The organism is Mycobacterium sp. RTGN6 (assembly GCF_033804605.1).
Classification (GTDB): Bacteria; Actinomycetota; Actinomycetes; order Mycobacteriales; family Mycobacteriaceae; genus Mycobacterium.
The window spans coordinates 220,012-244,777 of record NZ_JAPZKZ010000003.1 but is presented as its reverse complement, the minus strand read 5'-3'; the positions used below and the strand labels follow the sequence as shown (position 1 = coordinate 244,777).

Sequence of the window (24,766 nt, the reverse complement as noted above, 5' to 3'; positions counted from 1 at the left end):
CAACTTTGCCCGGTCGTGCCGTCTGTACCCCTGGGCTGTTCCTGTGAAACCCAGCCGACTCTAGAGTCAAGGCCGTGAGCACCGACAATCCGTTCGACCCGACGTGCTGGCAGCCCGTCGATGGCTTCGACCTGACCGACATCACGTACCACCGCCACGTCGTCGAAGGGAAGCGTCAGCCGACCGTCCGCATCGCCTTCGACCGGCCCGAGGTGCGCAACGCGTTTCGCCCGCACACCGTCGACGAGCTCTACCGAGTGCTCGACCACGCGCGCATGTGCTCCGACGTCGGCGTCGTCCTGCTGACGGGCAACGGGCCGTCGCCCAAGGACGGCGGCTGGGCGTTCTGCTCGGGCGGCGACCAACGCATCCGCGGCCGCACCGGCTACCAGTACGCCTCCGGGGAGACCGCCGACACCGTCGACCCCGCGCAGGCGGGCCGACTGCACATCCTCGAGGTGCAGCGGCTGATCCGCTTCATGCCGAAGCCCGTCATCTGCCTGGTCAACGGCTGGGCGGCCGGCGGCGGGCACAGCCTGCACGCGGTGTGCGACCTGACGCTGGCCAGCCGCGAGCAGGCCCGCTTCAAGCAGACCGATGCCGACGTGGGCAGCTTCGACGGCGGCTACGGCAGCGCGTACCTGGCGCGGCAGACCGGGCAGAAGTTCGCCCGCGAGATCTTCTTCCTTGGCCGCACGTACACGGCGGAGCAGATGTTCGCGATGGGCGCCGTCAACGAGGTCGTCGACCATGCCGATCTGGAAACCGTTGCGCTGCAATGGGCGTCGGAGATCAACGGCAAGTCGCCGCAAGCCATCCGGATGCTGAAGTTCTCGTTCAACCTGATCGACGACGGGCTCGTCGGCCAGCAGGTGTTCGCGGGTGAGGCGACGCGGCTCGCGTACATGACCGACGAGGCCGTGGAGGGCCGCGACGCGTTCCTGGAGAAGCGCGACCCCGACTGGTCGCAATTCCCCCGCTACTTCTAGGGGGTGAAGCGGGTCTGGCCGTGCGGTGACTTCGCGAACGCCAGGATCTTCGTCGGCGTCACGCGGAACACGTGCGCGCTCTCGCCGTCCGGATCGAAGACCTCGTCGTCGACCGCGAAGCTCCAGTCGTCGCCATATTTCGCGCGATAGACGTCGGCGAGCGCCGTCAGCGTCTGTGCCCCGGTGACCCGCGCCGCCGTCCCCTCGACGACCACGTCGAGACCGGCCTGCCAGGTGTTGGTACCCGTCACCACCGTCAACTCCGGCCGATGCTCGAGGTTGCGGTACTTCTGCTCGGTGTGCCCGGTGCAGAACACGAACGTCTCGTCGGTCCAGATGCCGACCAGCGGCACGGTGTGCGGACGGCCGTCCTTGCGAATCGTGGTGAGCCAGTACAGTTCCGCGCGCTCGAGGGCGGACTTCGCGTCGGCCCAGTCGGTTGGCTGCTCGGCCTGGCTGAATCGGGTGTCGAGCGTTGCGTCGAAGGTCATACCAGTACCGACTCCCCCTGCCGGGACAACTCATCGGCGGGCGCTAGCATTTTCCCGACCAGTGATCGGGGGACCACACCATCGAAGCCACACTCACCAGGTGGACGATCGTCGTCCTCGGCGTGTTCGCCATCGCCGCCGCGACCGTCGCACCCTGGTACAGCGCGCACACCGTCGGAGGCTCGGCCACGCTCGCCGGATGGGGCGCATGGCACACGACCGGTGCTCTCAACGCCAGCCTGCGTCCGCTTCCGCTCGGCGTACTCGTCCTTCTCTCAGCGGGTTTCATGGTCTATGCCGCGCGGATGCGCAACTTCGGCGCGGCGCTCATCGGCGGCATCGGTGTCGTCGCGGCGGGCGTGCTCCCGTTCGGGTTGAAGGCCATCGTGGATCGACGGCTACCGGGCAGCGACTCGGTGGCCGTCAACCTGGCCGCGGCGCCGCTGGCGGTACTCGCGATCGGGCTGGTGGCCGCGACGGTCTGCTGGATCGGCTATGCCCGCTGGGTGCTGCGCGCCGCCCCGAAGCCCGATTCCTGAGCGAACTAGGCTCGGCCACGTGAGCAAGAGCCCGCTGCGTCGACTGTCCGAAGGCCTGCTGCTGGCCAGCATGCGCCCGCCACTGATGGACACCCTGCGGCCCCGCCGCAACCCCGTCGACCTGCGCGGCAAGCGCATCCTCATCACGGGGGCGTCATCGGGCATCGGCGAGGCAGGCGCCGTCAAGCTCGCCCGCGAGGGCGCCACGATCGTCGTCGCCGCCCGCAGGCAGGAACTGCTCGACGACGTCGTCGACCGGATCATCGACGCAGGCGGCGAGGCGCGCGCCCACGCCTGCGACCTGTCCGACCTCGACGCGGTCGACGAGCTGGTCGCAACAGTCGAACGCGAGCTCGGCGGCATCGACGTGCTCATCAACAACGCGGGCCGCTCGATCCGCCGCCCGCTCGCCGAATCGCTGGACCGCTGGCACGACGTCGAGCGGACGATGGCGCTGAACTACTACTCCCCGCTGCGGCTCATCCGCGGCCTGGCCCCCGGCATGCGCGAGCGCCGCGACGGCCACATCATCAACGTCTCGACCTGGGGCGTGCTCAGCGAGTCGTCACCGCTGTTCGCGGTCTACAACGCGTCGAAGGCCGCACTGACCTCCGTGAGCCGGGTGATCGAGACCGAGTGGGGCACCGACGGCGTGCACTCGACGACGTTGTTCTATCCGCTGGTGAAGACGCCGATGATCGCTCCGACCCGTGCCTACGACGGATTGCCTGGGCTGTCCGCCGACGAGGCAGCCGATTGGATGGTCACCGCCGCGCGCACCCGTCCGGTCCGAATCGCACCCCGCATGGCCGTCACCGCCCACGCCGTCAACAGCTTCGCCCCGGCCGCGGTCGACGCCATCATGAAGCGCCAGCGGGTGCAGCCGAGCGCCTGATGGCCCAAGCGGTTACGCCGTCGGCAAGGTGTAGTCGCGGTATTCGTCGCGCAGCGCCTTCTTCAGCAACTTGCCGGTCGCGGTGTGCGGCAACTCGGGTACGAACACCACGTCGTCGGGCAGCCACCACTTCGCGACCCGGCTGCTCAGGTACTCCAGCACGCTGGCCCCGTCGACGTCGTGGCCGGCCCGCTTGACCACCAGCAGCAGTGGCCGCTCCTGCCACTTGGGATGCGGCACCCCGATGATCGCGGCCTCCGCCACGCCTGGGTGGCCCATCACCGCGTTCTCCACGTCGATCGACGAGATCCATTCTCCGCCAGACTTGATCACGTCCTTCGCACGATCGACGAGGTGCAGGTAGCCATCCGGGTCGATCGTCGCCACGTCGCCGGTGCCGAAGAAGCCCTCGGCGTCCACCGGCGAGTCGCCCTCGCCCTTGAAGTAGCCGTTGGTGATCCACGGCCCGCGCACCCGAAGATGGCCGAAGGCGATGCCGTCCCAGGGCAGCGGCCGACCTTCGTCGTCGACGATCTTCAGCTCCACGCCCCACACGCCGCGCCCCTGTTTGAGTTTGACGTCGACGAGTTCGTCGCCGGAGAGTTCGGCGTGTTTCGGCAGCAGATTGCTGATGACGCCGATCGGGCTGGTCTCGGTCATGCCCCAGCCCTGGACGACCCGCACGCCGAAGTCACCCTCGAAGCGTTCGAGCATCGCGCGCGACAACGCCGCACCACCGACGCCCACCCGCTCGAGCGCCAGGGTTCGCGGGTCGAGTTCGGGATGGTCATCGAGGTAAGCGAACAACATGAGCCAGACGGTGGGCACGCCCATCGAGAACGTCACCCGCTCGTCGCGCATGAGCTCGAATACGCTCTGCCCGTCCAGGAACCGGCCCGGCAGCACCAACTTCGAGCCGACCATCGCCGCCGCATAAGGCGCGCCCCAGCCGTTGGCGTGGAACATCGGCACGATGAGCATCAAGGACTCGCCGGAGTGAATCCCGAAGGTGTCGGGTGCGAGTTCCATCAGCGAGTGCAGCACCGTCGAGCGATGGGAGTACAGCACGCCCTTCGGGTTGCCCGTGGTGCCCGAGGTGTAGCAAAGCGACGACGCGGTGCGTTCGTCGAACTCCGGCCAGCTGAATTCGCTGCTCTGTTCGGCGATGAGCTCGTCGAACGCGAGCAGGTTCGGCACGTCGAGGGTTGGCAGCTGGTCGCGTCCGCAGAGTGCGACGAACGTCGTCACCGTCTTCAGCCGCGGCGCGAGTTTGTCGACAAGCGGTGCGAAGTCCACGTCGAACATCAGCACCCGGTCCTCGGCGTGGTTGACGATGTACTCGATCTGCTCGGGGAACAGGCGCGGATTGACGGTGTGCAGCACGGCGCCCGCACCGGAGACGCCAAAGTAGACGGCGAGGTGGCGGTGGCTGTTCCAGGCCAGCGTGCCGACCCGGTCACCGCTCGCCACTCCGAGGGCCGCAAGCGCGTTGGCGACCCGACGGGCGTCGTCGCGTACCCCCCGCCAGTTGGACCGACAGACGCTTCCGTCGGGCTGCCGCGACACGACCTCGGCGTCCGGGTGGAAGGTTGCCGCGTGCTCGATGATCGACGAGATGAGTAGCGGATGATCTTGCATGAGTCCGAACACGAGGGCCCCCCATCGCACGCCGCCACCGGCGACTCAGGCAAACAACCCTGCCACCATCGCGACGCGCTTCGGGGCATTACGGCAAGCAACCCAGCGGCTAGTTTATTAGGTTAGCCATGCCATACTCTCGGCGTGGCTGACAATGCGATCGAGCTGGACGCCGTCACCAAGCGTTTTGGGACCACCGACGACACCATGGCACTGCGCGGGGTGACATTCTCGACCCCAGCAGGTTCGGTGCTCGGGGTGCTCGGCCCGAACGGCGCGGGCAAGACGACCACCATCAACATCCTCTCGACCCTGCTCAGGCCGTCGACGGGACGCGCGACGGTCGCCGGGTACGACGTGGTCGACCAGGCCAAGCAGGTCCGCGCCAGCATCGGGCTCACCGGCCAGTACGCGGCGGTCGACGAGCTGCTCACCGGGCGCGAGAACCTCGTCCTCTTCGCCCGGCTGCGGGGCCTCGACCGGCGCCCGGCCCAGGAGCGCGCCGACGAGATGCTGGCGACGTTCAGCCTCACCGACGCCGGCGACAAGCGGGTGTCCACCTACTCCGGCGGGATGCGCCGCCGCGTCGACATCGCCTGCGGGCTCGTCGTCCCACCCAAGGTCGTCTTCCTCGACGAGCCGACGACGGGGCTCGACCCGCGCAGCCGCCGCGAGGTGTGGGACCTAGTCGCCGGGCTGAGCGGGCAGGGCATCACGACGTTGCTCACCACGCAATACCTCGAGGAGGCCGACGCGCTTTCCGACTCGATCGTCGTCATCGACCACGGTGAGGTCATCGCCGACGGCACCGCCGACGAGCTCAAGCGCAAGGTCGGCGGAAGCTACTGCCAGGTCACCCCGGTCGATCTCGCCGACGTGCCCCGCATCGCCGAGGCGCTCGCAGGCGTCGACGGACTCGAAACGGACAAGGACAGCGGGACGGTGTCGGTCCCGGCCCCCGACGGCGTCGGGACGCTGTCCGAGGTCTTCCGCCGCGTCGGCGCGCTCGGCGTTGAGCTCACCGACATCTCGCTGCGCAAGCCGTCGCTGGACGAGGTCTTCTTCAAGCTGACGGGCGCGCCGGCGAGCTCCACAGCGGACGCCTCGGCGTGACGGCACTCGGCGCGCTCACCGAACGCTCGGTGCTCGGCACCCTGCGCGACGGCGACCTGATCTTCGCGATCGGCGGGCCCGTCGCGTTCTTCCTGTGCTTCACCGTCACGCTGAGCAACGTCATCGACACCGGTGGCATGGCCTATCAGCAGTACGTCCTGCCGGTGATCGTGGTGCAGGCAATGATCTTCACGGCCATGACGACCGCCGACCGCGCCGCACGAGACCAATTGAGCGGCTTGGGTATTCGGTTGCGCTCCATGCCAATGACGTCGCTGGTTCCCGTCACGGCCCGGATGCTCTCATCCCTGATCCGCGCGACGGGCGCACTGGCGGGCGCGCTTGCCATCGGCTTCGCGTTCGGCTTCCGATTCCACGGTGGCGCGCTCGAAGTCGCTGCGTTCGTGGCGATCGCCCTGGTGCTGTCGCTGGCCCTGTCGCTTGGCGCCGACGCGATGGGATCGGTGTCCACCAACGCCGAGGCCGCGGGCCAGACCCTGCTGATTCCCCAGCTGCTGCTGGTGATGCTGTCGACGGGCATCGCGCCCGCCGCCGCGTTTCCCGCTTGGCTCGGGCCCTTCGTGCGCAACCAACCCGTCTCGCAGATCGCCGAGACGCTGCGCGCCCTTGCCCTCGGCGACGTCGAGCGGAGCAACCTGCTCATCAGCCTGGCGTGGTGCGTTGGGTTGCTGCTCGCGTTCGGCGCGATCGCGGTGCGGATGCAAAGGCGGACAAGGTGACTGCGCCCACGACATGGGCGTTGCAGAGCCGGTTGCAGGCCGGCCGGCTGCTGCGGCGCTGGACCCGCGAACCGGTCGTGTTGATCCAGGCGCTGATCTTCCCGACGTTCCTACTGGTGGTCTACAAGCTGGTGATCGGCCAGTCGATCCACCACCTCACGGGCGACGACAGCCTCTACGGACTGGTCCCGATGTGCGCCGTCGCCGGGGCGCTGTTCGGTGCGATCGGCGCAGGCGCCGCCCTACCCAACGAACGCGAGTCGGGGTTGCTCAGCCGGCTGTGGGTGTTGCCGGTGCACCGCGCCAGCGCGCTCACCGGACGCCTGCTCGCCGAAGCCGGCCGAGCATTCGTCGGGGCGCTGGTGATCACCGCGGTCGGCGTGGCGATGGGACTGCGCTTCAACGAAGGCTGGCTTGCCGCAATTGGTTTCGTGCTGGTGCCGGTGCTGATGGTGATCGGCTTCTCGACGGTGATCATCGCGTTCGGCGTCAAAGCAGGCGGCAAGAACATCATCACGGGGTTGTCGACGGTCGCGTTCCTGCTGCTGTTCTTCAACTCCGGCATGGTGCCCGCCACGGTGTTCCCCGGCTGGTTGCAGCCCTTCGTCAGGGCGCAACCGATGTCGCCTGCGATCGAGGCGATGCGCGCGCTGGCCGACGGCGGGCCCACGCTCTGGCCGGTGCTGCAGTCGGTGGCGTGGGTGGCCGGACTGCTCGCGGCGTTCGGGCCGATGGCCATACGCGGCTACCGAGCCGCCGCCGAGTCCGGCGCGTAGCAACCATCCACATGTGTTAAACACGACGTCATGGAGATTCTCGCCAGCCGAGTGCTGTTCCGGCCGGCGGACTACCGACGCTCGCTGGCGTTCTACCGCGACGCCATCGGCTTGGCGATCGCACGCGAGTACGGCGCCGGCACAGTCTTCTACGCCGGACAGTCGCTCATCGAACTCGCCGGGCACGGCACGCCGCCCGCATCGGCCCCGCCATTCCCCGGGGCGCTCTGGCTGCAGGTGCGCGACGTCTACGCGACGCAGGCCGAGCTCGAAGGCCGCGGCGTCGAGATCGCAAGGGAAGCCAAGCAGGAACTGTGGGGCCTTCACGAAATGCACGTCGCCGACCCCGATGGGGTGATGCTCATCTTCGTGCAGGTCCCCGAGACGCACCCGCTGCGTCAGGACACCAGACGCTGAACCGCGCCCTATAGCGGCGCGCCCCGTCGAGTGTGCGGTTTCATACGCGACTCGCCTATGAAGGTGTATCGATCCGCACACTCACCACGTCTGCGGGCATCCGCGGGAGATCAACGCCGCGCCGACGCGGTCGAGGAAGTACCGCGGCCGATTGAACAGGATTCCACTGGTCAACCTCTCGTCGATCCAACCCAATTCGGGTAGCTTCGCAAAACGTTCGACGTCCCAGGACCGCTGCCGCGGATTGGTCCAATGGTGGGCACCCTCGAAATCGACGCCGACGAGATACTCAGGCCAGCCCATGTCGATGCGGGCGAACAGCTTGCCGCGATGGTCGAAGACCTTGATCTGTGTCTGCAGTGGAGGAAATCCCGCGCGTATCAACAGCAGTCGCGTCATCGTCTCGTACGGCGACTCCGCACCGCCGTCGACGAGCCCGAGCGTGCTGCTGAGTCTCCGGAGACCGCGCACGTGCGGGTGCCGCGCGGCGACGGCGGCGACCTCATCGACCGTGAGCTCGGTGGCGTTCATCAACGCGTCGATGCGCTTCACCCCTTCATCCTCGGTGAACCACCTGCCAAGGTCGTACGCCGTGCGCGCCGGCGTCGAGACGGGCATGTCGTCGACCAACAGCACCTCCCCCGCCAGAAGCGTGTCCGAGTGCACGGCGACGCCACGCGGTGGCCGCCGATTCGAGTGGATGAGTTCGACGGGGACGTCGGAATCGACCCATTTGGCGCCGAGGAGTGCCGACGCGACCAGTCCGCTGAGCACGCCGGCGCGGTCGGACCACAGCCAAGCGGCCCGCGCACGTTGCGCAAGGGTCAACTCGGCGCCGCGTGGCAGCCAGATCCCCGGATACTCGGCGCGGTGGTGACGTCTCAACTCGCGGAACGTCAGCGCTTCGGCATCCAAGGCCTCGGACGCGACGAACGGCCACTCGATCTCCATGGCCGGACGTTCGCAGCCACATCCGACACAAACGACCAACCCACGCAGTGTTATCCACAGGGCCCCTGGGCGTTGAGCGTGCAAATCCATACGCCCGCATCGGAGAGTCGCGTACGAAACCGCACACTCGGCGATGCCAGATGAATTGCTGGGCACCCGCCGCCAGCCAATTCCGTTGCGGCACAGCCCCAGAACGCCAGCAGCCCGCGGTCCAATCGGACCGAGGGCTGCCAGTCGTCAACTAGTTCAGCGTGCGGGTGCTGCTCCCAGCGGCCACCCGACCGAAGCCAGCCGCGCGGCGACCTGGTGGATTTCCTCGGGGTTGGGCTCCTTGTCGATGACTGCCTGCACGGCGGTGCGGATCTCGTCCTCGGTAACCACGTCACCATCGCTGTTCTTGAGGATCGTCTGAGCGGCCTTGACGACCTCATCCTCGGTGAGCGAGCGCTTCAGCAGCGCCAGCACAGCGAAGTAGTCCTTCGGCGGCACGCCCTCCGGAAAGCCCTCGTGCAGCCAGCGCAGGACGTTGTCGAGGAAGCCGGGGGTGTTTTGGATCTCGGTCATGTTGCGATCAACTCACTTCTTTGGCATGAAGGGGAAGAGGTCTATACCGGTGTGGTGGATGATCGTCGTCCTGGTGATCCAGAAGACGGCAGTCACGATCACCCAGCCGACGAACAGAAACAGCACCAAACCCAGGTATTTCAACGCCGGATTGGGGGCGCTTACGGTTCCGGCGTCATCGGCGCCACCAGCCCCCTTCGAATATGCCACCAAACCGGCCGCGAAGACCGCGGGCAGACCGGCCCCAAGGAGCAGGCCGACCACCAGCACCTTGAGGATGCTCTCTGCGTAAACCATGAACGTTTCCTTTGCTTGTCGCGGATGGGCGGCTAGACGGCTGCCGGGTCCTTGGGCTTGGCCTCGCGCACGTCGGCGGGCACCACGGAGTTGGTCGAGTCGTCCCAATCGGCGTTGACGTTGCTCGAGTCGACCTTCTGCTGCTGCGCACGCCACCACATGTAGCCGGACAGCCCGACGAGGATGAGGAAGATCAGACCGTCACCCACCAGCTGCGTGGTGAACCCGGCCACCGTGTGCGAGATCCAGAACGCGAGCGCGCCAACGAGACCCGCGGCCGGCAGCGTCACCAGCCACGCGACGGCCATCCGGCCGGCGACCGCCCAGCGCACCTGGGCGCCGGGCTTGCCCACGCCGCTGCCCAGAATCGAGCCGGTCGCGACGTGGGTGGTCGACAGCGCCATGCCCGCGGCGCTCGAGCTCAGGATGATGGCGGCCGACGACGCCTCGGCGGCGAAGCCCTGCGGGGACTCGATCTCGACGAGCCCCTTCCCGAGGGTGCGGATGACGCGCCACCCACCGAGGTAGGTGCCGAGACCGATGGCCAACGCGCAGGTGAAGATGATCCAGAACGGCAGGCCGTTCTCCTTCACGTCGCCCGTCAGGTGACCGGTGGTGATGAGCGCGAGCGCAATGACGCCCATGGTCTTCTGCGCGTCGTTGGTGCCGTGCGCCAACGCGACCAGCGACGCGGTGGCGATCTGACCCCAGCGGAAGCCGCCCTCGCGGCGCTTCTGCGCCACGTTGCGGGTGAGGCGGTAGACCAGCCACGTTCCGCATGCCGCGACGAGGCCAGCGATGAGCGGGGCTGCGACGGCGGGAATCAGCACCTTCTGGGTGACGCCCGCCCAGTTGACCCCCGCAGTGCCCAGCGCCGCCAGCCCAGCGCCGATGAGCCCGCCGAACAGTGCGTGCGACGAGCTCGACGGGATGCCGAAGAGCCACGTCAGCAAGTTCCACAGAATTCCGCCGATGAGGCCAGCAAAGATGATCGTCAAGCCCATTGAGGCGTCGATGTTCGGCAACAGCGAACCCGTCTTGCTGTCCTGGACCTTCAGCACCGACGTCGTGACGGTGACCGCGACTTCGACGGAGAGGAAGGCGCCAACGAGGTTCAGGATGCCGGCCAACAACACCGCGGTCTTGGGTTTGAGAGCACCGGTGGCGATCGACGTCGCCATCGCGTTGCCGGTGTCGTGGAAACCGTTCGTGAAGTCGAATGCCAGTGCTGTGGCAATCAACAACACCAGGATGATTAGCTCTGCGCTCATGGCGCTAATTCTGGGGGTACGTAGTCAAATTTGACCAGCCACTAGCAGGGCTAAAAGAGTGCTTCGACCAGGCACTTTGCCCGCCTGGGCTAGGAGTTCATCCACTGTTCACCTGTCCGCCTCGACTCGTTTTCCCGGCGCGTACAGGCATCTCACAGGTTCCGCGCCGCGCCGCCTGGGTACCCCGCTCGCCACTAACATCGACGTGTCCGAGCACCGAGGCGACCTGCCGCCCCGATGGGGGAGTTGACGCAATGAACGGATTTCTCGCCAAGATCGTGGCGTGGCTGAATGCTGGCTATCCCGAGGGAGTTCCGGGTCCGGACCGCGTGCCGTTGATGGCGCTGCTCACCCGCAGGCTCACCAATGAGGAAGTGAAGGCCGTCGCGCAGGATCTGATGGACCGCGGCGAGTTCGACCACATCGACATCGGCGTGCTGATCACCGAGCTCACCGACGAACTCCCCAGGGAGGAGGACGTCGAACGGGTCAGGGAGCGGCTTGCCAAGAAGGGCTGGCCGCTCGACGACCCACGCGACGACGCGGAGGACTCGCAATAGCAGTCCTGCGCGCCCATCCGGTCGGCGCCGGGGATGGCGCCCTGGCGTTGATGCCCGCGCTCGAAGCCGCGTTGGCGGGTTCAGCGGACGCCGTGCTGCCCGTGCCCGCGGACGACGCGCGCGAGACACGGCTGTTGACGACGTCGTTGCGCGCCGGTGAGTCCATCGGTGACGACGTGGCGGTGGTGGTGTCGACGTCGGGCACGACGGGCGTCCCGAAGGGCGCGATGCTGTCGGCGTCGGCGTTGACGGCCAGCGCGTCGGCCACCCACGATCGGCTCGGCGGCCCTGGGCGCTGGCTGCTCGCCCTTCCCGCCCACCACGTGGCCGGGCTGCAGGTGCTGGTGCGCAGCACGCTGGCGGGGACGACGCCGGTCGCGCTGACGGCGAGCTTCGACGCGGCCGAATTACCCACCGCCATAGCTCGTTTGGGCACGGGGCGACGGTACGCCTCAGTGGTCGCGGTGCAACTCGACAGGGCGCTGCGCGATCCTTCCGCCACCGCGGCGCTCGCCGACCTCGACGCCGTGCTGATCGGCGGCGGCCCGATGCCCGCAACCGTCGGCGAAAGAGCCTCGGCAGCGGGGATTTCGGTGGTCAGGACGTACGGAATGAGCGAGACGGCAGGTGGCTGCGTGTACGACGGCCGTCCGCTCGACGGGGTCCGGGTCCGCATCGAGGGGGGCCGCGTCGTGCTGGGCGGTCCGACCCTCGCGCTGGGGTATCGCAACCCGGCGACGCCCGACCCGTTCGCGGAGCCGGGTTGGTTTCGTACCGATGACGTTGGCATCGTGGATGATTCGGGCACACTGCGGATCATGGGCCGCGTCGACGACGCGATCAGCACGGGCGGGCTTACGGTGTTCCCGCAGCTCGTCGAGGCTGCGCTTGCGACGCATCCCGCCGTCGATGACTGCGCCGTGTTCGGCGTGCCCGACGAACGGCTGGGCCAACGCGTCGTCGCGGCCGTCGTCGTGACCGCAGGCCATCCTGCCCCGACGGTGGCCGACCTACGCCCACACGTCGTGCAGACCCTTGACCCCACCGCAGCACCGCGAGAGGTCCACGTCGTCGACGCACTCCCCCGGCGCGGCATCGGCAAGGTGGACCGAAAAGAGCTCGCCGCACGGTTCCGCGCTGGCGCATGATGGAGACATGCGTCGTGAAGTCACCACCGTCGAAGAACTGAGGGCCATCGTCGGCCAGCCCGTCGCCGCCGTCGCGAACAAGGTCAAGGACCGGCTGTCGGCGGCCCAGCAGGACTGGTTGTCGCACTCGCCGCTCGGTTTCGTGGCCACGACGGGCGCCGACGGACGCGTCGACGTCTCCCCCAAGGGTGATCCACCCGGATTCGTCCACATCGTCGACGACACCACCATCGCCATCCCCGAACGGCCGGGCAACAAGCGCGTCGACGGCTATCTCAACGTCCTGGCGCGGCCACACGTCGGCACCGTGTTCCTCATCCCCGGCCGCGGAGACACGTTGCGCATCAACGGATCCGCCACGATCGTGTCCGATGCCGACTACTTCGACGCGATGATGGTCGACGGCAAGCGACCCATCCTGGCCCTCGAGATCGCCGTCGAAGAGGTGTTCTTCCACTGCGCCAAGGCATTTCTGCGGTCGGAGACGTGGAAGCCGGAGACTTGGGATCCCGGGGCAGTGCCGAGCGTCGCGCAACTAGCCAAGGCCATCAAGCCCGACATGAGCGACGAAGAACTCGAAAGGTACTACTCCGAGGACAATCTCAGAAAGCTCCTCTACTAGCGCGAAAGTCGTCGCTCGCCAGGGGTTTGGAACTGACGTAAACGGAAATTCTGACGTCAGGGAACCATCCCTTGATAGATCGGAAGAACACATGATCGTGCTCGGTGTGATCCTGCTGCTGATCGGCTACTTCACGGGGTTGTCGATCCTCTACACGATCGGCGGAATTCTGCTGATCATCGGCGTTGTGCTGTGGGTGCTCGGCGCCGTCGGACGGCCCGTTGGGGGTCGAAAAGTCTGGTTCTAGGTGCCCGACACCGACCAGGAGTCGGTGACTCCTCGGGTACGACGCGCCGCGGCGTGGTCATGGCGACTGCTCGTCATCCTCGCCGCGGCGATCGTCGTCTTCGAGGCGATGCGCCGGCTCGGCCTGGTCGTCGTCCCGGTCGCCCTGGCCCTGATACTGACGGCGTTGCTGCTGCCCGCGGTCGACGCCCTCGATCGATACGGCGCCGCCCGCGGCGGGGCGGTGGCGTTCGTGCTCGTGCTCGGCATGTCCGCACTGGTGGCAATCCTGGCCTTCGTCGTCAACCAATTCGTCGACGGTGCACCGCAACTCGTCGAACAAGTGACCCGAGGCATCGAGGGGGTCCGACGCTGGCTGGTCGACGGACCCTTGAAACTACGCAGCGATCAGCTCACCCAGGCCGGCGATCAGGTCATCGATGCGCTGCGCAACAACCAAGCTCAGCTGACCACCGGGGCCCTGTCGACCGCTGGCACCATCGCCGAGATCGTCACCGGCGTTCTGCTGGTGCTGTTCACGACGATCTTCTTCCTGCTCGGTGGACGCAACATCTGGCAGTTCGTCACCAAGGCGGTGCCACGAACGCAGCGCTCACGCGTGCGCAAGGCCGGCGCCGCGGGCTTTCACTCCCTGGCCGGTTACGCGCGGGCGACGTCAGTCGTGGCGCTCGTGGACGCGGTCGCGATCGGCAGCGGGCTCGCCATCATGGGCATTCCGCTGGCGCTCCCCCTGGCCTCGCTGGTCTTCCTCGGCGCGTTCGTTCCAATCTTCGGGGCGGTGATCACTGGCCTGCTGGCAGTCATCGTCGCGCTGTTCGCGAAGGGCCTGGTCTACGCGCTGATCACGCTCGGCCTGGTCATCGCCGTGATGCAGCTCGAGGCACACGTGCTGCAGCCCCTTGTGATGGGTCGCGCCGTGTCGATCCACCCGCTTGCCGTCGTGCTCGGCATCGCGACCGGAGGCGTGCTCGCCGGGGTCCTCGGTGCGCTGCTCGCAGTGCCCGCCATCGCGTTCTTCAACAGCTTCGTGCGAGTGCTCGTCGCCGAGGATCCCGGCGACGGCTAGCCCCGACGTTCAGTACTTGCCGAAGACCAGCGCGACGTTCTGGCCGCCGAAACCGAACGACGTGCTGACGGCGTACCGGTAGTCGTCCTTGCGAGGCTCGCCTGCCACGACGTCGAGTTCCATTCGGGCATCGAGGTTTTCGAGGTTCAGCGTCGGAGGCACGACACCGTCGCGCAGGGCGAACGCCGTCAGCACCGCCTCGATGGCGCCAGCGGCGCCGAAGGTGTGCCCGAGCGCACCCTTCGGCGCGTACACCGCCGGTTGCGCGCCACCGAACACCTTCCTCAGCGCGACCGCCTCGGCGAGGTCACCTGCGACGGTGCCCGCGGCGTGGGCGTTGACGTGGTCGATGTCTCCAGGCTGCAGGCCGGCCACGCGGATCGCGCGCGCGACGGCGTCGGCCGCCTGCTCCCCGTCGGGGTCGTTGGCCATGATGTCGTAGCCGTCGGAGTTCATCGCCGAGCCGAGCACCCGGGCCAGGATGTTGGCGCCTCGGGCCTTCGCGTGCGCCTCGGTCTCCATCACGAACAGCGCGCCGCCCTCGCCGAAGACCATGCCGGTCCGATCGCGGTCGAATGGGCGGCACGCCGCACCCGGATCGTCGTCCTTCGTCGACAGCACGCCGTCGAGCTGGGAGAAGGCGGCGATGGGGACGGACTCGATGCGGCTCTCCACTCCGCCGCAGATCACCACGTCCGCGTCCCCGAACGCGATCTGCGTCCACGCCTGAGCCACGGCGCCCGCGCCCGAGGCGTCGCCGAGCATGGGCGCCGACACCCCGGCCTTCGCTTGGAGTTCCAGCCCGACCGTGGCTGCCGCGCCGTTCGGCATGAACATCTGCACGGACAGCGGGGACACCGCCTTCAGGCCCTTCGCGCGCATCCGGATGTAGGCCTCGATGACTTCCTCGCCCGAGCCGAAGCCGGTGCCGATGGACACGGCCAACCTCCTGGGGTCGACGACGGGTGAGCCGCAGTCCTGCCACGCCCTGCGGGTCAAGACGAGCGACAGCTGCTGCAGGTACGAGAGCCGGCGCAGCTCCACCCTGGTGAGCTCGGCGTCGACGTGCTCGCGGAGCGCGGCGCCGATTCGGGTGGGCAGCTCGATGTCGCCGCGCAGCGCGTCACCCAACGGGCGAACGCCGGTCTGGCCGTCGAGTAGCGCCGTCCAGGTGTCCTCGGCGTTTGGCGCAAGGCCACTGGTGAGGGCTACACCGGTAATGACTACGTCTGGATGTGCTCTCGTCATCGGTCACCACCTCGTCGAACGGTCCACTCTCCACCTTGCGGCTTCCGCACCAATTGCACCCAACCGCGGCACCGCGATGCAAGTCGGGGTCGTTGGCGACTCCCCCCGACGATCCCAGCGCGCGGTTGAACAGGCGCTGAAGTGGGTAAACGTGCCGATACGTAGGGCCTTGAGGACCGTGGGGAAAGGCGGGCGACATGGCCAGGAGTGGAACTGCGGAACGACACGTCCAGTACGGGATCCAGACTCCGAACAGCAACACGATTCTGATGGTGACGGAGGATCTGGCTGAGGCGGAACACATGCTCGACATGGTCGGCGAGGGGCGGCTTACCGTGCGGACGATCAGCTACGGACGGTGGCGCGTGCTCGACGCCGATCGGGCAGCCGGCTAAGCGACGAGCGCCAGCACCTGCTCTGCAGCCGCGTTCAGCGCAGCGGGTTCGATCCCACCCTGGCGCAGCACCTGGAAACCGCGCATCAACCCGAGCACCATCGTCGCCAGTGCGTCCGGGTCGGCCGTGGCCGCGAGCGTGCCGTCGGCCTTGGCCTCGACCAGACAGTCGACCAGGTCGGCCCGCCAGCGGCGCAGCGCGTCGCCGACGATGCGATCAACCTGCTCGTCGCAACCGCCGAGTTCGGCCGAGCTCTTCGACATCAGGCAGCCGCGCCGTTCGGTGTCGGCGATGACGTCGGCCACCATCGCGCGGACGTGGTTGGAGAGCCGCTCGAACGCGGGCACGCCCGGCTCACGCAACTGCGCCGACACCCGGTCGATCGCCGCGACGCAGTAGGTGTCGAGGGCCCGCAGGAACAGCGAATGCTTGTCGCCGAAGGCTCCATACAAGCTGCCCTTGCCAAGCCCGGTCGCGGCGGTGAGGTCTTCGACGGAGGTGGCGACGTAGCCGCGGTTCCAGAACTGGTCGCGGGCCGCCTCCACCACGTCGGCTTCGTCGAAGGTGCGTGGTCGTGCCATCAGCCCAATCTACGCCGTTATGGAATACCTGGTCCATAAATGGACTCGCCGGTGCTGAACGCGTCGTGAACGCTTAACAGTTCGTGACATTCCCGCAGGTAACGCACGCATCCGGCTACTGTGGAAAGTCGTGACCCGGGTGCTCATCGCCGACGACGACACCGTCGTGCGCGACGTGCTGCGCCGGTATCTCGAACGCGACGGACTCGACGTGTCGACCGCCCGCGACGGCCACGAAGCCATGTCGCTGCTGGGGTCGGAACAGATCGACCTCGCGATCCTCGACGTGATGATGCCGGGCCCCGACGGGCTGGCGCTGTGCCGCACGCTGCGCGAACGTAGCGGCTTCACCGTTCCGGTGATCCTGCTGACGGCCCTGTCCGAGGAGGCCGACCGCATCGCGGGCCTCGAGGTCGGCGCGGACGACTACGTCACCAAGCCGTTCAGCCCGCGCGAGCTGGCGCTGCGGGTTCGTTCGGTGCTCCGGCGCGCGCCCGCGTCGCCGCTGCCTCCCGCCGGCCCGATCACGGTCGGCCGGCTCTCCGTGACCGCGGCCGCACGCTCGGTGACCATCGACGGCCGCCCAGTGAGCCTGACGAACCGCGAGTTCGACCTGTTGCTGTTCTTCCTCACCCACCCGGACGTGGTGTTCAGTCGGGAGGAGTTGCTGAAGCGGGTGTGGCAGTGGGACTTTGGCGACCTCTCCACCGTCACCGTGCACGTCAAGCGGCTGCGCTCCAAGCTCGGCGACGAGCACCGCGTCCAGACGGTGTGGGGCCGCGGCTACATGTGGAGCGGGCCGCCGGATGCCGATGCCTGACTTCTGGGAGATCGTCGGGCTGGCCCTGGCCTGCTCAGTGCCCGTGGTGCTGGCGGGGGCCATCGTGATCCGCGTCGCGCAGTCGTGGTCGCTGGCGGTGAGCATGGTGGCGCTGGTGCTCATCCCGACGCTCGCGACGTTCACGGGAGTACTCGGCGCCAGCGGGTTCATGATCACTCAGGGGTTCGAGCGGATCGCCGTCGTGCTCGTCATCGTCTCCATCGTCACCATTCCCGCTGCGGTGATGCTGGCCCGCTACCAGGCCCGTCGCACGGTGTGGGAGAACGAGATTCGCGAGTCGGAGAAGGCGGCCGAGGAAAGCCGGCGCCGGCTGGTCGCCTTCGTCAGCCACGACCTGCGGACCCCGCTGGCCGGGATTCGCGCGATCGCAGAGGCCATCGCAGACGGGGTGGTCGCCGACGAAGGGGTGCGCAGCCATGCGAAGCACATCGAGCAGGAGACGATTCGGCTCTCCGAGATGGTTGACGACCTCTTCGAGATGTCGAAGATCAACGCCGGTGCCGTGCAACCCGTTTACGACAAGGTGGCCCTCGACGAGGTCGTCGACGACGTCATGTCCGCCCACCGGATAGCCGCCGAGCGCGCGGGGGTCGTATTGCGTGCCGACATGCCCGCCAACCCCGTCCAGGTGATCGGCAGCGACCGCGCGCTGGTGCGGGTGCTGTCCAACCTCGTCGCGAATGCGATCGCCCACACGCCGGGCGGCGGCACGGTCGAACTCGCGGTCGGCTCCGACGAGCGCGGCGCCTGGGCGCGGGTCGATGACACGGGCGTCGGGATCGACGAGGCCGACCTGCCGCGCGTCTTCGACGTGGCGTACCGCGGCTCGAACGGGCGGGTTCCGCGGGAGGATTCGTCGCTGCCGAGCGGGTCGGGCCTGGGGCTGGCCATCGCGGCGGGGCTGGTGCAGGCGCATCACGGCAGCTTGACCGCATACAACCGCGACACCGGCGCCCGTTTCGAAGTGCGCTTGCCGCTGGCCGGCGAGGAGTGACCGCCCGGCTCTTGTTATTGAGTGATCGTTCTACTATCGTCGGTAGCCATGGCCAAGACGAGTACCGAGAAGGCACTGCGCAAGTTCAGATTCGAGCGACGGGTCGGTCGCGTCGTGATGAATCCCGTGGTCAACGCCCTCGGCCGAATCGGCATTCACCCGCCGTTGACGGTCGAACTGGAGACCACCGGGGCCAAGTCGGGCCAGCCCCGACGCGTGCCGCTCACCGGCCGCGCGGATGAGCACGGACTGTGGGTGATCTGCCAACACGGCCGCCGCGCGGGCTGGGCGTACAACATCGCCGCCAATCCGCGGGTGCGCGTCCGCATCAAGGATCAGTGGCGCACCGGCACGGCCACCTTCGAGCCCGACGACGACGTGCGCGCCCGCGCCCGCAGCTTCGGCGGCAACGGCAAGCTCACTCAGTCCGCCACCGCGATGACGATGCGCGCGATGGAGAGCGACCCGATTTCGGTGCGGATCACGTTCGACTAACGCCGGGCGAGTTCACTCCGGCAACGAATTGCTCAACCGCTGGGTGGCGGTCAGGTAGTCCTCGATGAATTCGAGCACGACGTCGCGTGCAGGCTTCACCTTGTTCATCAACCCGACGCCCTGGCCGACGAAGTAGGTGGCGAGCGCCTGCGCCCCCGGATGCCCCTGTTCGGCCAGCGCGTCGACGCGCCGGAGCACGGGCTCGCACAACATCGACTGCAGTGGCAGCGGCAGCGGCTTGCGCCCGTCCTCATGGGGCTGCCATGCGTCGGTCCACTCCGAAACCAGTTGCCGGGAAGGCTTTCCGGTGCGACCGGCCGAGCGCACCGTGTCCCGCGACGTCGCAGCGAGCATCTTCTGCACCGTGGCGGGCGCCGTCTCGGCCTCCTCGGTGGTCAGCCACACCGAGCCCGTCCACGCGCCCGCGGCCCCCATCGCGACCGCGGCGGCCATCTGCCGTCCGGTGACGATGCCCCCGGCGGCGAGCACCGGCACCTGGGATCCGGATGCCTCGATGGCTTCAAGTACTTCGGGGATGAGCACCAGCGTGGTGACCTCGCCGCAGTGCCCGCCCGCCTCGGTGCCCTGGGCGACGATCAGGTCGACGCCCGCCGCGACCTGCTTGACGGCGTGCTCCTTGGCACCGACGAGCGCCGCCACCGGCACGCCGTGCTCCCGACCGGCGTCGATCATGTAGTCCGGCGGCACGCCAAGCGCATTCGCGATCAGCTTGATCGGGTGGCTCATCGCCACCTCGAGCAGTTCCTGGCCGGTGTCCCCCGACAGGGACGATCCGCCGATGCGCGGCGACGACTCCGGTTCGATGCCGTGGGCTGAGAGCAACTCGGCGACGAAGTCCTTGTACCCGTCCGGGATTCGGTCGGCGAGTTGCCTGCCCGAGAGGTGCTCGCCCTTGCCCTCGAACTTGGCGGGCACGATGATGTCGGCGCCGTACGGCTTGCCGTGGACGTGGGCGTCGATCCACGACAGCTCCTGGTCGAGCTGTTCGGGCGTGTACGCGGTGGCCCCTAGCACCCCGAACCCGCCGGCATTCGTCACCGCGGCCACCACGTCGCGGCAGTGACTGAACGCGAAGAGTGGGAAGTCGATGCCGAATTGTTGACACATGTCGAGTTTCACACTCGACAGTATGGCTAACCGCGCAACCGCGCGAACGCGAGACCTCCGTCCATTGTCCGGCACGCCCCTGATGGGAGGATGACGTCCGTGGCAAGTTTCGCGCAGTGGCTCGAGGGCGCCCGCCCGCGGACGTTGCCCAACGCCGTCGCCCCGGTGATCGCGGGGACCGGCGCGGCGGCCTGGCTGGACCACGCGGTGTGGTGGAAGGCGTTGTTGGCGCTCGTCGTCGCGCTGGCCCTGATCGTCGGCGTGAACTACGCGAACGACTACTCCGACGGCATCCGCGGCACCGACGACGTGCGCGCCGGACCGCTGCGCCTCGTCGGCTCGAAGCTGGCCTCCCCAAAGGCGGTGTTGACCGCCGCCGTGGTGAGCCTGGCCGTCGGTGCGCTGGCCGGACTGGCGCTGGCGATCGTCAGCCAGCCATGGCTGATCGCGGTCGGCGCGGCGTGCATCGCCGGGGCGTGGCTGTACACCGGCGGATCGAAGCCGTACGGCTACCTCGGCCTCGGCGAGGTCGCAGTGTTCGTCTTCTTCGGGCTCGTCGCGGTGCTCGGCACCCAGTACACGCAAACGCTGCGGGTGGATTGGGTGGGCGCCGCGTGCGCCGTCGCCGTCGGCGCGTTGTCGTCGGCGGTGTTGGTGGCCAACAACCTTCGCGACATCCCGACGGACAAGGAATCCGGCAAGATCACGCTCGCGGTCCGGCTGGGCGACGGCCGAACTCGGGTGCTGTACCAGCTGCTGGTGGCGGTCGCCTTTGTGCTGACGCTGGTGCTGATGCTGGCGACGCCGTGGGCGGCGGTCGGGTTGGTAGCGCTGCCGCTAGCCGGGCGGGCCGCCGCGCCCGTGCGCAAGGGCTTGGGCGGCAAGGACCTGATTCCCGTGCTCCGCGACACCGGTTTGACGATGCTGGTGTGGTCCGTCGCCGTGGCGCTTGCGTTGACATTCGGCTGACGCGACGGGTTCGCCGAGCGTGCCGCCACCGCGAGAATCGGGCCGGAATTTCGCAGTGGGCTCACGTTGGACGCGCCTACGCTGAGTTAATGACCGACACCGACGCCGAGCAGGCCCAGCGCCTCGCAGGTGGCAACACTGCATCACTCATGCCGCAGGAGCGCACCGTCGAAGAAGAGCGCCTGCACCGCAAGCAGAACCTGGCCGCGGCCTTCCGGCTGTTCAGCCGCTTCGGATTCGACGAAGGCGTCGCCGGGCACATCACCGCCCGCGACCCCGAACTGACCGACCACTTCTGGGTCAACCCGTTCGGCATGCACTTCGGCCACATCCGCGTCAGTGACCTGCTGCTGGTCCGCCACGACGGCACGATCGTCGAGGGCGACAAGCCGTTGAACCAGGCCGCGTTCGCGATCCATTCGCAGGTGCATGCCGCCCGGCCCGACGTGATCGGCGCCGCTCACTCCCACTCGGTCTACGGCAAGACGTGGTCCACCCTGGGTCGGCTGCTCGACCCCATCACCCAGGACGCGTGCGCCTTCTACGACGACCACGCGCTGTTCGACCAGTACTCCGGCGTCGTGCTCGACCTCGAGGAGGGCAAGCGCATCGCGCACACGCTCGGCGATGGCAAGGCCGCCATCCTGCGCAACCACGGCCTACTCACCGTTGGACACTCGGTCGAGGAGGCGGCGTGGTGGTTCATCACCATGGAACGCTCCTGCCACGCCCAGCTGATGGCCGAAGCCGTCGGGAAACCGGTGCTGATCGACCCCGAAATGGCCAAGCTCACCGCGGGCCAGGTGGGCACCCACTTCGCCGGCTGGTTCAGCTTCCAGCCGCTCTACGACCGCATCACCCGCGAGCAGCCCGATCTCTTCGACTGATTCCGGTTGAATCGGCGTTCTGACCGGCGCCGCCCAAGCGCTCCCGATACTTTCATGGCAAGCCGGGAGGACACGCCAATGTCGGACGTCTTCGTGTCGTATGCGCGAACCGATCGCGACATCGTCGCGCCGATCATCGACGCATTGCGCAGCGCCGGCGAGAACGTCTGGGTCGACACCGACGAGATCGAGCCCTCGGCGGTGTGGCTGGACGAGATCAGATCGGCGATCGCGGCCGCCGACTCCATGCTGTTCTTCATCTCCCCCGATTCCGCAGCGTCGGACGTGTGCCGCACCGAGCTCGACCACGCCGTGCAACTCGCGAAACGGATCGTTCCCGTGGTCATCCGGGACACGCCGACGACCTCGGTTCCGCCTCCGCTACCAGATATCAACTGGCACTTCGTAACTCGCGAATCATTCGACGACGACGTCGCCCGCCTCGTCGAAGTGCTCGAGACCGACATCGCACGCGTTCATCAGCACACGCGCCTGCTGGTGCGCGCCACCGAGTGGGATACGCGTGGCGGTGACGCGAGCCTGCTGCTCCGTGGCGTACAACTCACCGAGGCCGAGCAGTGGCTCGAAGGCCAGACCGACCGCAAGCCAACCACTGTCCCCGTCCAGAGCAGGTTCATCGCCACCAGCCGCCGCGCTGCCAGCCGCCGACAGCGTGGATCGATCGCCGCTGCGGTGGCCATCGCCACGACGATGGCCATCGTCGCCACGTTGGCGATCTTCTTCTGGCACAACGCCACGGTTCAGCGCAATGCCGCGACGTTACAGCGGACCATCGCGGTATCGCGACAGTTGGCGGCCGAGTCTCAGACCAACCTCATTGGCGACCCCCAGCTCGCGCTCATACTGGCACTGCGCGCGTACGACAGTGCCCCCACCGAGGGGGCGATGTCCGCGGTTCGAGAAGCCGTGCGCCAGTCCACCGTTCGGGCGATGATGCCGCCCCCCGATACGGACACGAACGAACTCACGACGATCGGTCAGCACGCCTTCGACGCCTCCGGCCAACACGTGGTGACACACACCGAGCTGGAAGTGCAGGTGTGGGACTGGATCCGCTCGCCAGCCGGCGACCCCGCCGACGTGGCCGCCAAGACCGTCGGCCAGAAACATGGCTCCGTGGTCGGGTCGGAATTTCGCGCCAATGGCGACGTCGTGTTCGCGACGAGCGACGGCACCGTATTCGCTTGGGACTGGCGTCAAGGTCAAGCGGCGCAAGCCATTCGGACGATCACTCGTGTTGGGCGAGCTCCAGTGCTCAGCCCAGGAGGCAAGTACGCCATCGAGTTCGACTACCTGAATGTCGACGGCCTCGTGACGTTGACGCCGCTCGACGGTGGACGGACCATACGGCTCGTCGCGGGCAAAGCGGTGCGGGCGGTGGCACTCAGTCCTGACGAGAGGTACCTCGCGACCAACGGAGACACCGACGTCGACGTGTGGAACCTCGCCGACCTGTCCCGACCCGCGACGTATCCGATCGGCGAGGACGTGGCCGGTGGATCGATGGCGTTCAGTCCCGACGGCTCCCGGCTTGCCGTCGCCGTCGGCCAATCCGCCAAGGTGTTGGACCTCACCGCGACAACGGATCCCGCGCAGACAGTGGCGAAGGCCAGAACCTTGTCGATCGATCCGCCGCCCGGCCATCCTGCACATTGCTGCGACGTCAACGCACCGCTGCTGGTGTGGAGTCCCGACGGCAAGCAACTGGCGGCGGGCACGAGCGATGCCTCGCTGCGGGTGTGGGAGGGCAATTCCCCAACGCCTTTGTACCTCAACGGCAACGTCTCGACGTCCGGTGGCGTCGCGTTCAGCACCGACGGGAAGTACATCGCCACCGGAGGCGGCCAAGTCGCGATCTGGGAGTGGACGGCTGGGAGCGCGCGGGAGTATGCCGGCACGGCCAAGGGACTTCCGATCATGCGCCCGGACGGGAACACCGTCGCGGTCGCCACCGATGCCATCGACACGGTCCTGGTCGACACGAGGGGCGTGTCAACACCGCTTGGCCACGGCATTCCGCTCGCCTTTAGCGCGGACGGTCGCCACCTTGCGATGGAGCAAGCCAACGCGATCACGGTGTGGGACTTGAACACTCGGTCACGGATCGCCAGCCTGGCGGTGTCCAACAGGGACGATTTCGACACCATCCCCGGGTATGCGATCAGCGACTTCCAGGTGGCATTCGACCCCACCGGCGGAGTCCTCGCCGTACGTGACCAGACCGAGCGCCCCGCCAGCCTGCTCATCTGGCCGTGGGCGTCGGCCAAACCGCCGGTCACGCTCCGACCTCACGGCCGATCCGACGCGGGCGTGACGGCGCTACTCGGCTGGCGTCCCGACCAACGGGTCGACTTCATCGACGACAGCACCAACGGCCTCCAGTCCTGGGACGGCACCGGGCCGGCGACGGTGCTGCAGTCGTTGCCCGACGGAACGAACTCCGACGGGCTGTTCCAAGTGGCGTACCTCACGCCGTCCAAGATCGTGTTGACCTCTAGCCACGCGTCCATATGGGACCTGACCGCACAGACCGTGACCGAGGTGCTGCCCGACTACGGGCCGAGCCAATTCGCCCTGGCCGACAACGGTCCGACGCTGGCGGTTTCGACCGACGACGGCTATGTCGGGGTGTGGGACCTGCAGCCGGACTCAGCTCCGATCGAAGTGGGGCGCTATGAGGTGGCACCCCACCTGGCCATCAACCCCGACGCGTTCCTGCTGGCCGTGAATGACACGACCGGACTCCATCTCGTGCCAACGGCCTTCGCCATGCCCTTTCCAGCGGTCCTCTCGCTGGCCCGAAGCCTCGTCGTCAGGCAACTGACCTCAGCCGAGGAGGCGGAGTACTCGACGAACTGAGCAACCCCGGCGATTTCGGCGCGGT

General features: G+C 67.8%; 28 protein-coding genes. 19 read left to right on the top strand and 9 right to left on the bottom strand.

Annotation, left to right across the window (positions count from 1 at the left end):
• Window positions 1-74 precede the first annotated feature (74 nt).
• On the top strand, window positions 75-989 hold the full coding sequence (locus SLQ33_RS09250; protein ID WP_319453520.1) for a 1,4-dihydroxy-2-naphthoyl-CoA synthase: 915 nt from the start codon (window positions 75-77) through the stop codon (window positions 987-989).
• On the opposite strand, the gene SLQ33_RS09245 is transcribed toward SLQ33_RS09250, so the two are convergent.
• Window positions 986-1,480 (bottom strand): pyridoxamine 5'-phosphate oxidase family protein, encoded by a 495-nt coding sequence (locus SLQ33_RS09245; protein ID WP_319453519.1) that lies wholly within the window; start codon window positions 1,478-1,480, stop codon window positions 986-988. The genes SLQ33_RS09250 and SLQ33_RS09245 overlap by 4 nt on opposite strands.
• 122 nt (window positions 1,481-1,602) lie before the next feature.
• Between SLQ33_RS09245 and SLQ33_RS09240 the strand changes: the two genes are divergently transcribed.
• On the top strand, window positions 1,603-2,019 hold the full coding sequence (locus SLQ33_RS09240) for a hypothetical protein (RefSeq protein WP_319453518.1): 417 nt from the start codon (window positions 1,603-1,605) through the stop codon (window positions 2,017-2,019).
• 19 nt (window positions 2,020-2,038) lie between these two features.
• Window positions 2,039-2,914, top strand: a complete 876-nt coding sequence (locus tag SLQ33_RS09235) for an SDR family oxidoreductase (RefSeq protein ID WP_319453517.1) — start codon at window positions 2,039-2,041, stop codon at window positions 2,912-2,914.
• A gap of 12 nt (window positions 2,915-2,926) precedes the next feature.
• Here SLQ33_RS09235 and SLQ33_RS09230 read toward each other — a convergent pair whose 3' ends face one another.
• The gene (locus SLQ33_RS09230; RefSeq protein WP_319453516.1) at window positions 2,927-4,552 is read right to left on the bottom strand and encodes a long-chain fatty acid--CoA ligase; all 1,626 of its coding nucleotides are present in this window, start codon (window positions 4,550-4,552) and stop codon (window positions 2,927-2,929) included.
• Between the two features lie 144 nt (window positions 4,553-4,696).
• Between SLQ33_RS09230 and SLQ33_RS09225 the strand changes: the two genes are divergently transcribed.
• From SLQ33_RS09225 to SLQ33_RS09210, 4 genes are read left to right on the top strand one after another with little or no spacing between them, the layout of a single operon-like run.
• Window positions 4,697-5,665 (top strand): ATP-binding cassette domain-containing protein, encoded by a 969-nt coding sequence (locus SLQ33_RS09225; RefSeq protein ID WP_319453515.1) that lies wholly within the window; start codon window positions 4,697-4,699, stop codon window positions 5,663-5,665.
• The gene (locus SLQ33_RS09220) at window positions 5,662-6,405 is read left to right on the top strand and encodes an ABC transporter permease (RefSeq protein WP_319453514.1); all 744 of its coding nucleotides are present in this window, start codon (window positions 5,662-5,664) and stop codon (window positions 6,403-6,405) included. Before SLQ33_RS09225 ends, SLQ33_RS09220 begins: the two co-directional genes overlap by 4 nt.
• Window positions 6,402-7,181, top strand: coding sequence for an ABC transporter permease (locus tag SLQ33_RS09215; protein WP_319453513.1), 780 nt, complete (start codon window positions 6,402-6,404; stop codon window positions 7,179-7,181). Before SLQ33_RS09220 ends, SLQ33_RS09215 begins: the two co-directional genes overlap by 4 nt.
• Before the next feature lie 30 nt (window positions 7,182-7,211).
• Window positions 7,212-7,598, top strand: a complete 387-nt coding sequence (locus tag SLQ33_RS09210; protein WP_319453512.1) for a VOC family protein — start codon at window positions 7,212-7,214, stop codon at window positions 7,596-7,598.
• Window positions 7,599-7,679: 81 nt separating this feature from the next.
• Here SLQ33_RS09210 and SLQ33_RS09205 read toward each other — a convergent pair whose 3' ends face one another.
• The 4 genes from SLQ33_RS09205 to SLQ33_RS09190 form a co-directional block, all read right to left on the bottom strand.
• Window positions 7,680-8,549, bottom strand: a complete 870-nt coding sequence (locus tag SLQ33_RS09205) for a hypothetical protein (RefSeq protein WP_319453511.1) — start codon at window positions 8,547-8,549, stop codon at window positions 7,680-7,682.
• Between the two features lie 246 nt (window positions 8,550-8,795).
• Window positions 8,796-9,113: a DUF3349 domain-containing protein gene (locus tag SLQ33_RS09200; protein ID WP_319453510.1), complete on the bottom strand. Its 318-nt coding sequence runs from the start codon at window positions 9,111-9,113 to the stop codon at window positions 8,796-8,798.
• 12 nt (window positions 9,114-9,125) lie between these two features.
• Window positions 9,126-9,410 (bottom strand): hypothetical protein, encoded by a 285-nt coding sequence (locus tag SLQ33_RS09195; protein ID WP_319453509.1) that lies wholly within the window; start codon window positions 9,408-9,410, stop codon window positions 9,126-9,128.
• Window positions 9,411-9,442: 32 nt separating this feature from the next.
• Window positions 9,443-10,681: an inorganic phosphate transporter gene (locus SLQ33_RS09190; protein ID WP_319453508.1), complete on the bottom strand. Its 1,239-nt coding sequence runs from the start codon at window positions 10,679-10,681 to the stop codon at window positions 9,443-9,445.
• Between the two features lie 254 nt (window positions 10,682-10,935).
• On the opposite strand from SLQ33_RS09190, the gene SLQ33_RS09185 reads away from it, so the two are divergent.
• From SLQ33_RS09185 to SLQ33_RS09165, 5 genes are all read left to right on the top strand, one after another.
• Window positions 10,936-11,241, top strand: coding sequence for a DUF3349 domain-containing protein (locus tag SLQ33_RS09185; protein ID WP_319453507.1), 306 nt, complete (start codon window positions 10,936-10,938; stop codon window positions 11,239-11,241).
• A 50-nt stretch (window positions 11,242-11,291) separates the two neighbouring features.
• The gene (menE, locus tag SLQ33_RS09180; RefSeq protein ID WP_319453506.1) at window positions 11,292-12,389 is read left to right on the top strand and encodes an o-succinylbenzoate--CoA ligase; all 1,098 of its coding nucleotides are present in this window, start codon (window positions 11,292-11,294) and stop codon (window positions 12,387-12,389) included.
• Between the two features lie 7 nt (window positions 12,390-12,396).
• Window positions 12,397-13,011 (top strand): pyridoxamine 5'-phosphate oxidase family protein, encoded by a 615-nt coding sequence (locus SLQ33_RS09175; RefSeq protein WP_319453505.1) that lies wholly within the window; start codon window positions 12,397-12,399, stop codon window positions 13,009-13,011.
• 91 nt (window positions 13,012-13,102) lie between these two features.
• Window positions 13,103-13,258: a hypothetical protein gene (locus SLQ33_RS09170; RefSeq protein ID WP_319453504.1), complete on the top strand. Its 156-nt coding sequence runs from the start codon at window positions 13,103-13,105 to the stop codon at window positions 13,256-13,258.
• Complete coding sequence (locus SLQ33_RS09165) at window positions 13,259-14,323, top strand: AI-2E family transporter (RefSeq protein ID WP_319453503.1); 1,065 nt, start codon at window positions 13,259-13,261, stop codon at window positions 14,321-14,323.
• Between the two features lie 9 nt (window positions 14,324-14,332).
• Here the strand turns inward: SLQ33_RS09165 and SLQ33_RS09160 are convergent, their stop codons facing one another.
• Window positions 14,333-15,571 (bottom strand): KasA/KasB family beta-ketoacyl-ACP synthase, encoded by a 1,239-nt coding sequence (locus tag SLQ33_RS09160; protein WP_319453502.1) that lies wholly within the window; start codon window positions 15,569-15,571, stop codon window positions 14,333-14,335.
• A 197-nt stretch (window positions 15,572-15,768) separates the two neighbouring features.
• Between SLQ33_RS09160 and SLQ33_RS09155 the strand changes: the two genes are divergently transcribed.
• On the top strand, window positions 15,769-15,966 hold the full coding sequence (locus SLQ33_RS09155; RefSeq protein WP_319453501.1) for a hypothetical protein: 198 nt from the start codon (window positions 15,769-15,771) through the stop codon (window positions 15,964-15,966).
• Here SLQ33_RS09155 and SLQ33_RS09150 read toward each other — a convergent pair.
• Window positions 15,963-16,547 carry a TetR/AcrR family transcriptional regulator gene (locus tag SLQ33_RS09150; RefSeq protein ID WP_319453500.1) on the bottom strand — a complete coding sequence of 195 codons (585 nt, stop codon included), beginning with the start codon at window positions 16,545-16,547 and terminating at the stop codon, window positions 15,963-15,965. The genes SLQ33_RS09155 and SLQ33_RS09150 overlap by 4 nt on opposite strands.
• Before the next feature lie 130 nt (window positions 16,548-16,677).
• On the opposite strand from SLQ33_RS09150, the gene SLQ33_RS09145 reads away from it, so the two are divergent.
• The 3 genes from SLQ33_RS09145 to SLQ33_RS09135 are packed head-to-tail and all read left to right on the top strand — an operon-like array spanning window position 16,678 to window position 18,877.
• On the top strand, window positions 16,678-17,367 hold the full coding sequence (locus tag SLQ33_RS09145) for a response regulator transcription factor (protein WP_319453499.1): 690 nt from the start codon (window positions 16,678-16,680) through the stop codon (window positions 17,365-17,367).
• Window positions 17,360-18,382, top strand: coding sequence for a HAMP domain-containing sensor histidine kinase (locus SLQ33_RS09140; RefSeq protein ID WP_319453832.1), 1,023 nt, complete (start codon window positions 17,360-17,362; stop codon window positions 18,380-18,382). Before SLQ33_RS09145 ends, SLQ33_RS09140 begins: the two co-directional genes overlap by 8 nt.
• 48 nt (window positions 18,383-18,430) lie before the next feature.
• Window positions 18,431-18,877: a nitroreductase/quinone reductase family protein gene (locus SLQ33_RS09135; RefSeq protein WP_319453498.1), complete on the top strand. Its 447-nt coding sequence runs from the start codon at window positions 18,431-18,433 to the stop codon at window positions 18,875-18,877.
• A 12-nt stretch (window positions 18,878-18,889) separates the two neighbouring features.
• Here the strand turns inward: SLQ33_RS09135 and SLQ33_RS09130 are convergent, their stop codons facing one another.
• Window positions 18,890-20,005 carry a nitronate monooxygenase gene (locus SLQ33_RS09130; protein ID WP_413467629.1) on the bottom strand — a complete coding sequence of 372 codons (1,116 nt, stop codon included), beginning with the start codon at window positions 20,003-20,005 and terminating at the stop codon, window positions 18,890-18,892.
• A gap of 99 nt (window positions 20,006-20,104) precedes the next feature.
• On the opposite strand from SLQ33_RS09130, the gene SLQ33_RS09125 reads away from it, so the two are divergent.
• The 3 genes from SLQ33_RS09125 (at window position 20,105) to SLQ33_RS09115 (ending at window position 24,741) form a co-directional block, all read left to right on the top strand.
• Window positions 20,105-20,974, top strand: coding sequence for a 1,4-dihydroxy-2-naphthoate polyprenyltransferase (locus tag SLQ33_RS09125; RefSeq protein WP_319453496.1), 870 nt, complete (start codon window positions 20,105-20,107; stop codon window positions 20,972-20,974).
• An 89-nt stretch (window positions 20,975-21,063) separates the two neighbouring features.
• Window positions 21,064-21,861, top strand: coding sequence for a class II aldolase/adducin family protein (locus tag SLQ33_RS09120; RefSeq protein ID WP_319453495.1), 798 nt, complete (start codon window positions 21,064-21,066; stop codon window positions 21,859-21,861).
• 78 nt (window positions 21,862-21,939) lie between these two features.
• On the top strand, window positions 21,940-24,741 hold the full coding sequence (locus SLQ33_RS09115) for a toll/interleukin-1 receptor domain-containing protein (RefSeq protein WP_319453494.1): 2,802 nt from the start codon (window positions 21,940-21,942) through the stop codon (window positions 24,739-24,741).
• The last annotated feature ends 25 nt before the right edge of the window (window positions 24,742-24,766 follow it).

Bases quoted from the DNA above. Each gene is read 5' to 3' on its own strand.
- SLQ33_RS09200 (WP_319453510.1), bottom strand. From the start codon at position 9,113: ATGACCGAGATCCAAAACACCCCCGGCTTCCTCGACAACGTCCTGCGC.
- SLQ33_RS09120 (WP_319453495.1), top strand. From the start codon at position 21,064: ATGACCGACACCGACGCCGAGCAGGCCCAGCGCCTCGCAGGTGGCAAC.
- SLQ33_RS09205 (WP_319453511.1), bottom strand. From the start codon at position 8,549: ATGGAGATCGAGTGGCCGTTCGTCGCGTCCGAGGCCTTGGATGCCGAA.
- SLQ33_RS09150 (WP_319453500.1), bottom strand. From the start codon at position 16,547: ATGGCACGACCACGCACCTTCGACGAAGCCGACGTGGTGGAGGCGGCC.
- menE (WP_319453506.1), top strand. From the start codon at position 11,292: ATGCCCGCGCTCGAAGCCGCGTTGGCGGGTTCAGCGGACGCCGTGCTG.
- SLQ33_RS09230 (WP_319453516.1), bottom strand. From the start codon at position 4,552: ATGCAAGATCATCCGCTACTCATCTCGTCGATCATCGAGCACGCGGCA.
- SLQ33_RS09245 (WP_319453519.1), bottom strand. From the start codon at position 1,480: ATGACCTTCGACGCAACGCTCGACACCCGATTCAGCCAGGCCGAGCAG.
- SLQ33_RS09170 (WP_319453504.1), top strand. From the start codon at position 13,103: ATGATCGTGCTCGGTGTGATCCTGCTGCTGATCGGCTACTTCACGGGG.
- SLQ33_RS09130 (WP_413467629.1), bottom strand. From the start codon at position 20,005: ATGTGTCAACAATTCGGCATCGACTTCCCACTCTTCGCGTTCAGTCAC.
- SLQ33_RS09210 (WP_319453512.1), top strand. From the start codon at position 7,212: ATGGAGATTCTCGCCAGCCGAGTGCTGTTCCGGCCGGCGGACTACCGA.
- SLQ33_RS09155 (WP_319453501.1), top strand. From the start codon at position 15,769: ATGGCCAGGAGTGGAACTGCGGAACGACACGTCCAGTACGGGATCCAG.
- SLQ33_RS09115 (WP_319453494.1), top strand. From the start codon at position 21,940: ATGTCGGACGTCTTCGTGTCGTATGCGCGAACCGATCGCGACATCGTC.
- SLQ33_RS09175 (WP_319453505.1), top strand. From the start codon at position 12,397: ATGCGTCGTGAAGTCACCACCGTCGAAGAACTGAGGGCCATCGTCGGC.
- SLQ33_RS09195 (WP_319453509.1), bottom strand. From the start codon at position 9,410: ATGGTTTACGCAGAGAGCATCCTCAAGGTGCTGGTGGTCGGCCTGCTC.
- SLQ33_RS09140 (WP_319453832.1), top strand. From the start codon at position 17,360: ATGCCTGACTTCTGGGAGATCGTCGGGCTGGCCCTGGCCTGCTCAGTG.
- SLQ33_RS09190 (WP_319453508.1), bottom strand. From the start codon at position 10,681: ATGAGCGCAGAGCTAATCATCCTGGTGTTGTTGATTGCCACAGCACTG.
- SLQ33_RS09135 (WP_319453498.1), top strand. From the start codon at position 18,431: ATGGCCAAGACGAGTACCGAGAAGGCACTGCGCAAGTTCAGATTCGAG.
- SLQ33_RS09160 (WP_319453502.1), bottom strand. From the start codon at position 15,571: ATGACGAGAGCACATCCAGACGTAGTCATTACCGGTGTAGCCCTCACC.
- SLQ33_RS09185 (WP_319453507.1), top strand. From the start codon at position 10,936: ATGAACGGATTTCTCGCCAAGATCGTGGCGTGGCTGAATGCTGGCTAT.